Genomic DNA, 4645 nt, shown 5'->3' on the forward strand with positions numbered 1-4645 from the left:
GAATGAGGTTGACCGGCAGGCCCCAGATGTTGCCCTTGCGCAGCGACGCCTGATCGGGCGCATAGCGGGCGAAATCGCAGAAGTTGAGATAGAGCGCCGAAAAATAGGTCACCCAGATCGCGGCCACCGCAAACAGCGCGGTCCACGAGCCCGGCGTGCCTGGCACGCCCGCATCCTTGGTCTTCTCCAACAGCACGTCCATCGGGATGTCGCTGGTGAAGGCGAAGGTTCCGGATTTGACGCATAGGTAAATCGCCAGGATCAGCATCATCACCCAGACCGCCGGACCCGCCCAATCCTGGAAGCGGCGCACCGTCTCCATGCCGCGCTGGATGATCAGAAGCTGCAGCGCCCAGATAACGACGAAGCAGATCACTTGCAGGCCGGAATGACCGAGGAAATGCGAGTTGGCGTTGAGATCGGCGAACCATTGCGAGCGGATCAAGAGTGCCACGATGGCGCCGGAGGCTGCCGACGTCTGCGCGCCGTACCAGAAGCAGGCGACGATGGCGCGCACCAGCGCCGGTATGTTGGCGCCCCAGATGCCGAATGAGGCGCGGGCGAGCACTGGATAGGGCACGCCAGTCTTCACGCCGGCATAACCGACCATGTTCATCAGCGCGTAGATGATCAGCGAACCGATGCCGATGGCGATTATGAAGTTGACGAAGCCGCCACAGAATAGGAACAGGCTGGCAGCTAGGTAGTAGCCCCAGAGGCTGTGAACGTCCGACGTCCAGACGTTGAAGATCGAGAATGGTCCCCAGTTTCGAATTTTGGCCGGAGCCAGATCCTCGTTGTACAGGTCAGGTGAAGCACCCTGTATTGTCATTGCAATGTTCCCCTTTTGCAGCACGCGCCCTCACGCGTTGGCCGCACGCAGGGTAAGCCTGACGTCGGGGAACGGACAAGCAACCTATTTGCCGGCTTTGGCCTTAAAGATATTCAATGAGAACTGCGATTATCGACGGGGCGCAATGGTGGGCCGTTTTGCGTTTGCCGGTCGAATGATTCGAAATTCGGCATATGGCGATTTTTTTATGATTCCGCTTCTTTACACGGAACCAAATCGTGGATGGTACGTTTCGTAGGGTTCGATCGCGTGCATCGCGGTCAACCGGGAGGAAATAATGGATTATCTGCACTTCTTTTCGCCTGTGCGGATTTCGCGCGGGCAGGGGTATCCTGCTGAAGAAATCGATAGTGTTGCCGAGGCCATGGTGTTCTTGAGGAAATGGCCGACAGGACGGCGCGGTCCAGTCTATCAGTGCGCGCTCAATTGCTGCTCGGCCGCAATGTCGGGCCAGATGTCGCCCGAGGAAGCAAGGAAAGCGTTCACAGGCTTTGCCCGCATCACGCGCCTTCTCGACGATGACATGGCGTTACCGGCAGCCAGCGAAAGCATGGCAAAGGTGTACGCGCTGCGGCGGTAAGGGCCTGTTGTTTTGACGGTCATGCGAGGGTCTCGCGCCGTGACGGCGCGGGTCTTGGTTTGAGATGTGCCCCGACATCAGCGGTCGAAAGATCCTCCGGATCAGGCGCTTGCCTCAGGTGGCTCAGGTGACGGAATAACGGTCGATCACCCATAACCAGGTGCCGTCGCGTTGCCGACGGGCAACCTCGCTGGTCACGTCGCCATCGGGAAGTCGGGTCGATGTGAGGGCAAGGTCGCCGCAAACGAGCGCCGGCCGCTGCTCGCCCACGGCAAACTTCCGTCCTGACGCGACGATTTCGGCATAGTAGTTGTGGATGGCCTCCTTGCCGCGCAGCAAATTTCCGCCGCCACGGTCGATCACCGCATCGGGTTCGAACAGAGCCGTCATGCCGTCGACGTCGCCCGCGTGCTGCCGCGAAACCAGCAACGGCTCCAGTTGCTGGGGATCGTAGACAGGTTCTCTGTCGGCTGTGTCGTCCATGCTGACCTCCGCACGTCATCTAGTCGGAATCATATCGCAAAAGCTCTAGGCGTGTCGGACCGGGACTAGCGTAAGCAGGATGCACCCGTAGCTCAGCTGGACAAAGTGCTACCCTCGCAAGGTGGAGGCCACACGTTCGAATCGTGTCGGGTGCGCCACTTCGGTATGAAACTGCGAACCTCGACGCGTTGCGCGAGCGCATGCAATGGTCTCGCCAGTACATTCCATCGTCGTTCTGCAACTGGGCTACAGGGCCGAAATAAACGCATATCCATGCCCCTCTTTGACTATTCTGCCGATGCCTGGTCGTCCTAGGTGAGCGCCGGCTAGCCAAATTTGTGCCCCCGCTGCGTCTTGGAGCAGCTTGATCCGGCTAGCCCTCGCCATGGACTCGTCAGTGTCATAAGCCCAAGTAAGCTCGGGACGGGCAAACTGTGCAGCAGGAACGTGGATCAGGTCGCCGCAGAATAAGATATCGTCCTCGCCAGTGCTGAGGAGATAGCCCATATGGCCCGGAGCATGCCCGGGTATCGCCACCGCCAGCAAATGTTCGTCCAGCCGGTCTCCTCCACTGATTGGGGCCAGGAGTGGCCGAAAATCCGCTAGTCGTGGCTCGGCGAGGAAATCCTCAACGGCGTCCTCCGCAATCACGATCTTGCTCAAGTTTCTGAATGCTCGCCGCCCGTCAGGCGCAAGAAGACCGTTGATGTGGTCGCCATGGGCATGGGTGAGGGCGACCATCGTGAGGGATGACGTGTCGATGCCTGCCTCGAACATGGCCTTCTCGAGGTGGCCCATGGACGGGTCCCAGCTTCCTCCCGCTCCACAATCTATCAAAACGCGGTCGATGCCGAAGCGATCGAGCAAGAAGCAGTTGACCGAAAGTCGAACGAGCGCCTCTTCCCGTTGAGGCGATGCTGTCTGCATATATATCTTGTCGTTCGGATCTCTGAGCAATTGGGCCGGCAGGTCGACATATCCGTCGGAGAGCGACCAAACCTTCGATGATCCCGAAGCACAGGCCATGGTGTTGGGGCTTTGAGACAGCAATTTCACGGRTAACCTGCCAAGCGCGGTGATCCAATTTTCTATTGCGGGACTGAAGCCGTCACGTTTTCGAAGTCACCACCTTCTGAACGATCTTCCAGGTTCCGTTGACCTTCAAGCATGACAAGAGGTCCGTGAAGTGGCGTGGCGGCACCCGCAATCTTACCTTCAGAAGCGCGAGGTCTCTTTCGACGTCAATCGATAGGATCTCGTCGTCACGCTTCACGCCCTGTTGTTTTGGAGCTTTCGTGTTGCGGACGACTGCAAGCCACATCGCAACCGGCGTTACGCCCACGTCGCCGTCGTCGGCGACCTTCGTCACTGAACTCGAGGGATGAAATATGGATGCAAATTTCTCAGCATCCATCTCATAGGCGGCGTCAAAATAGGTCTGTGCCAGGGTGCGCAAAGCGCGAACATCGGTATCCATGGGTCACCTCGTTGTTACGTCCAACCATTCCGTACACGTGGCAATCACGCGACGAGCACCAGGCAAGCCGGTGACGAGTCGACTTTCTGTCGGTCAAACCTAGGACAAGGGCACTTATGAGACTAGATATGTTGCACAGGATGGTGTCATGAGTGAGATTCATAAATCATGGGAAATGAGCTGAATGAACTCGCTGCGTTTGCAGTCGTCGCCAGCGAGCGAAGCTTTACACATGCAGCCGCGAAGCTGGGCGTCTCCCAGTCCGCCCTGAGCCACACGATCCGGCGACTTGAGCAGCGTCTCGAGCTCCAGCTTCTTGCTCGGACGACCAAGAGTGTGGCGCCAACCGCAGCGGGCGCAGCTCTTTTGAAGGAGCTGTCTCCGGCGCTTGAGCAAATTACTCGTGCGCTGGACAAAGCCCAAAGCGTTCGCCACCGACCTGCGGGACGCCTTAGAATTGTAATGTCACGGTCGGCTGCGACGATGGTATTATTGCCGAGGCTCACTGCATTCGCCGAGGCTTACCCTGACGTCGTTCTTGACGTTGTCACTGTCACTGGTCCCGTAGACATTGTCGCAGGCGAGTTCGATGCCGGTATTCAACTCGGCGAGTATATTCAAAAGGACATGATCGCGGTGCGCGTCTCGCAGGAGTTGCGTTTGGCGGTAGTGGGATCGCCCGGCTATTTTGCGTCACGAAGCATTCCTCGGAAGCCCAAGGATCTAAATGATCATCGATGTCTAAACCTGCGTCTTCCGAACGGTCCGTATCGGTGGCAGTTCGAGCAGGGACGCAAGGCGATCACAATCGGTGTGAACGGCCCGCTCGTAATCGACGATACCAACCTGGTGATTCAGGCGGCGCTCACCGGAGCCGGCCTTGGGCTCGCTTATGAAGAGCAGGTTGCGGGGCATGTTACTGAGCACCGCCTCATTCGAGTGCTTGAGAACTGGACGCCCCCTATTCCCGGCTTCTTCATGTATTACCCCAGTCGCCAGCATCAGCCTGCTGCACTAACTGCGCTGGTAAACACGCTGCGATGTTCTAAATAGCCGTCGCGCGGAGGCATCAAGCAGTCAGAATTCGGCTGGGAAGGKTCGAAATATGGCATCGATGATTACCTGGAGCTGAAATCCTCGTGTATTGGTGGCCCCCCTCGACGGAAGGCGGTGCCGACTGCCTATSATTGAATGGGAAAATTCGATAATTTCGTGTGCACTTGGCAAGGTCTAGCGATTTAGTGTTAAAGGA

General features: G+C 57.8%; 6 protein-coding genes and 1 tRNA gene. 3 read left to right on the forward strand and 4 right to left on the reverse strand.

Annotated features, from left to right (window positions below):
• The coding region (locus ACXJ7R_RS25165; protein WP_457154189.1) for a cytosine permease at positions 1-832 on the reverse strand (832 nt) is incomplete at its 3' end.
• 298 nt (positions 833-1130) lie between these two features.
• Between ACXJ7R_RS25165 and ACXJ7R_RS25170 the strand changes: the two genes are divergently transcribed.
• A complete protein-coding gene (locus tag ACXJ7R_RS25170) occupies positions 1131-1433 on the forward strand; it encodes a DUF982 domain-containing protein (protein WP_457154190.1) in 303 nt (100 codons plus the stop codon).
• 123 nt (positions 1434-1556) lie between these two features.
• On the opposite strand, the gene ACXJ7R_RS25175 is transcribed toward ACXJ7R_RS25170, so the two are convergent.
• Entirely contained in the window at positions 1557-1916 is a 360-nt protein-coding gene (locus ACXJ7R_RS25175) for a YybH family protein (protein ID WP_457154191.1), read from the reverse strand.
• An 81-nt stretch (positions 1917-1997) separates the two neighbouring features.
• Here ACXJ7R_RS25175 and ACXJ7R_RS25180 point away from each other — a divergent pair.
• Positions 1998-2074, forward strand: a tRNA-Ala gene (locus ACXJ7R_RS25180).
• 88 nt (positions 2075-2162) lie between these two features.
• Here the strand turns inward: ACXJ7R_RS25180 and ACXJ7R_RS25185 are convergent.
• Complete coding sequence (locus tag ACXJ7R_RS25185; protein WP_457154192.1) at positions 2163-2972, reverse strand: MBL fold metallo-hydrolase; 810 nt, start codon at positions 2970-2972, stop codon at positions 2163-2165.
• A 52-nt stretch (positions 2973-3024) separates the two neighbouring features.
• Positions 3025-3393: a nuclear transport factor 2 family protein gene (locus tag ACXJ7R_RS25190; protein WP_457154193.1), complete on the reverse strand. Its 369-nt coding sequence runs from the start codon at positions 3391-3393 to the stop codon at positions 3025-3027.
• A 168-nt stretch (positions 3394-3561) separates the two neighbouring features.
• Between ACXJ7R_RS25190 and ACXJ7R_RS25195 the strand changes: the two genes are divergently transcribed.
• Positions 3562-4446, forward strand: coding sequence for a LysR substrate-binding domain-containing protein (locus ACXJ7R_RS25195; RefSeq protein ID WP_457154194.1), 885 nt, complete (start codon positions 3562-3564; stop codon positions 4444-4446).
• Positions 4447-4645: the final 199 nt, after the last annotated feature.

This window comes from Mesorhizobium sp. P5_C1, assembly GCF_054049815.1.

Coding starts and splice junctions, on each gene's coding strand:
- ACXJ7R_RS25170 (WP_457154190.1), top strand. CDS start 1,131: ATGGATTATCTGCACTTCTTTTCGCCTGTGCGGATTTCGCGCGGGCAG.
- ACXJ7R_RS25175 (WP_457154191.1), bottom strand. CDS start 1,916: ATGGACGACACAGCCGACAGAGAACCTGTCTACGATCCCCAGCAACTG.
- ACXJ7R_RS25190 (WP_457154193.1), bottom strand. CDS start 3,393: ATGGATACCGATGTTCGCGCTTTGCGCACCCTGGCACAGACCTATTTT.
- ACXJ7R_RS25195 (WP_457154194.1), top strand. CDS start 3,562: ATGGGAAATGAGCTGAATGAACTCGCTGCGTTTGCAGTCGTCGCCAGC.